3 protein-coding genes are annotated in these 2,591 nt (G+C 73.2%); 1 reads left to right on the top strand and 2 read right to left on the bottom strand.

Features of this window, described 5'->3' with window-relative positions; all coding sequences use genetic code 11:
* Nucleotides 1–92: 92 nt before the first annotated feature.
* Nucleotides 93–980, bottom strand: coding sequence for a TauD/TfdA dioxygenase family protein (locus tag AB0J52_RS35640; protein ID WP_500187328.1), 888 nt, complete (start codon nt 978–980; stop codon nt 93–95).
* A gap of 194 nt (nt 981–1,174) precedes the next feature.
* A complete protein-coding gene (gene rpsD / locus AB0J52_RS35635) occupies nt 1,175–1,783 on the bottom strand; it encodes a 30S ribosomal protein S4 (RefSeq protein WP_500187327.1) in 609 nt (202 codons plus the stop codon).
* A 67-nt stretch (nt 1,784–1,850) separates the two neighbouring features.
* Here rpsD and AB0J52_RS35630 point away from each other — a divergent pair.
* Nucleotides 1,851–2,591 (top strand): DUF2470 domain-containing protein (locus tag AB0J52_RS35630; protein WP_500187326.1); only part of this gene is annotated, 741 nt, incomplete at its 3' end.

Here is a 2,591-nt window from a genome sequence, read left to right as displayed (position 1 = left end):
GTCCGCCCTGCGTCCACCCCTCGGGGCGGACGGCCGGCGGACGGTGCGGACGCCCGGAACGGCGTGCGGGCACGGCGGGCGGAGCGGACGCGTCAGAGGTAGCGGGCGGCGGCCTTCTCGGCGGGCGCGTCCGCGCCGGTGACGCCGTCCGGGCCCTTCGGGACGCCGTCGTCGATCGCCTCCGGGCAGTTGATCGTGACGCGGTGCATCTTGCGGCGCTGGGTGTAGTCGGCGACGGCGTAGTGCTGGGTGGGGCGGTTGTCCCAGAACGCCAGCGTGCCGACCCGCCACTTCAGCCGGACCTGGAACTGCGGGTCGCGGACGGCGTCGAACAGCAGCGGCAGCAGCGCCTCGTTCTCGCGCCGCGACAGCCCGATGAGCCGCGTGACCGACGAGCGGTTCACGTACAGGGCCTTGCGCCCGGTCTCCGGGTGGACGCGCACGACCGGGTGGACGGCGGGCGGGTTCTTCTCCTGCATGGCGCGCAGGTCCATCCGGTGGCCCTTGTCGATGGCCTTGGTGACCGACATGGTCAGGTCGTGCTCGGCGTACAGGTCGTCGCAGAGCCGCCGGAGCCAGGGCGCGAGCGAGTCGTAGGCCATGTACATGTTGGCCCACAGGGTGTCCCCGCCGACCTCGGGCAGCATCACCGCGCGCAGCAGCGACCCCATCGGCGGGACCTTCATGAAGGTGTTGTCGCTGTGCCACTGGTCGCCGCCCTCGCCCTTGGGGTCGGTCTGGTCCAGGATGTGGACGGGGCTGCCGGAGGTGTCCATGGGCGGCATGTTCGCCGTGCCGAACTGCTTGGCGAACGCGACGTGCTCCTCGTCGCTGATGTGCTGCTCCCGGAAGAACAGCACCATGTGCTTCAGCAGGCCGTCCCGCAGGGTCTGGACCTGCTCCTCGTCCAGGGGCTTGCCGATGTCGACGCCGCTCACCTCGGCGCCGATGTTCGCGGTCATGGGCTGGAACTCGATCATGTCCTGGTGCCTCCATCGGGCGGTGGGAGGGCGGCCGGTGCGGCGGCGCGCGAGCCAAGCAATCGCTAGGTTGACTCTAACCGATGGAGGCGGACACCTGTCCAGAGGGGAGGCGCTCGTCCCGGAAGGGCGGCGTCCGGGAGGGCCGGGGGACCGCGGAGCCGGCGGCGTGGGGGTGCCGCCGGCGCGGAGGCTCAGCGGGAGTAGTGCTCGACGACGAGCTGCTCGTCGCAGACGACCGGGATCTCGCGGCGCTCGGGCAGCCGGGACAGCCGCGCGGTCAGCACGTCGGGCACGACCTCCAGGTAGGGCGGGACGTTCTCGGCGTGCGCGCCCGCGGCGGCGACCTGGAACGGCTCCATGGAGCGGCTGCGCTCGGCGATCTGGATCACGTCGCCGGGCCGCACCTGGAAGGACGGCCGGTCCACCCGGCGTCCGTTGACCAGGACGTGCCGGTGCACCACGAACTGCCGGGCCTGGTAGATCGTCCGGGCGAAGCCGGCGCGCAGGACCATCGCGTCCAGCCGGCGCTCCAGGTCGACGATCAGGGCCTCGCCGGTCTTGGCGCCCTTGACCTTGGCGGCCTTGGCGAAGGCGTTGCGGAGCTGGGTCTCGCGGATGTTGTACTGCGCGCGCAGCCGCTGCTTCTCGCGCAGGCGGATCTTGTAGTCGGACTCGTTCTTGCGGGCCCGCCCGTGCATGCCGGGCGGGTAGGGCCGCGCCTCAAAGTACTTCACGGCCTTCGGCGTGAGCGGCAGGCCGAGGGCGCGGGACAGACGGACCTTCGGCCCGGTGTTGTCCATGGTTGACCTCCTGACTTAGGGCATGCTTACTTAGGTAAGCCTAACCTACATAGTCAAGGAGGCCGAGATGCACGAGGCGGGTACCGGCGCACGGGACACCACGCGTCCCCGGGACGCGGCGCACGACGGCCCCACGGCCGCCGAACGGGCGCGGACGGCCGCCTACGGCATCGCGGGGGCGGTCCTGGTCGCCCCCGGCATCCCCTACGACCCGGTGCCCGCGCACGTCACCGACGAGAACGGCGCGCCCCTGCTGCTCATTCCCCGGCGCTCGCCCACCGCGGTCGCCCTCACCGGTCTCACCGACCTGCCCGCCACCCTGCGGATCAGCGACGTCGCGCCCGTCCCGCTCGCCGACCGGGTCCGCGGCCGCGCCTGGCTGCACGGCTGGGTCTCCGAGCTCCCCCCGGACGGCCGGCGCGCCGCCGCCGACCTGCTCGCCCGCCTCCACCCCCGCCCCGAACTGCTCGACCTCGCCGCGGACGACCCGGCGGACTCCGACTGGACGGTCCTGACCATGGACCTCGCCGAGATCGAGATCGTGGACGCCTGGGGCGCCGCCGACCTCGAACCCGAGGAGTACCAGGCCGGACGGCCCGACCCGTTCGTCGCGGTCGAGGCGTCCATGCTGGGGCACCTGGACGGCGCGCACCGCGCCGAGCTGGCCCGGCTCGTCCCCGGCGCGGAGCCCGGCGGGGTCCGCCCGCTGGCGCTCGACCGGCACGGCCTGTGGCTGCGCACGGGGGACGGTGACCTGCGCGTCGGCTTCGGGGCGCCGGTCCGGGATCTGCGCGGCCTGCGCGGCGCC

This window comes from Spirillospora sp. NPDC049652 (genome assembly GCF_040675125.1).
GTDB lineage: Bacteria > Actinomycetota > Actinomycetes > Streptosporangiales > Streptosporangiaceae > Spirillospora.
Note: the sequence above shows the minus strand (reverse complement) of the source record. Positions and strands in the feature narration are given on the sequence as shown.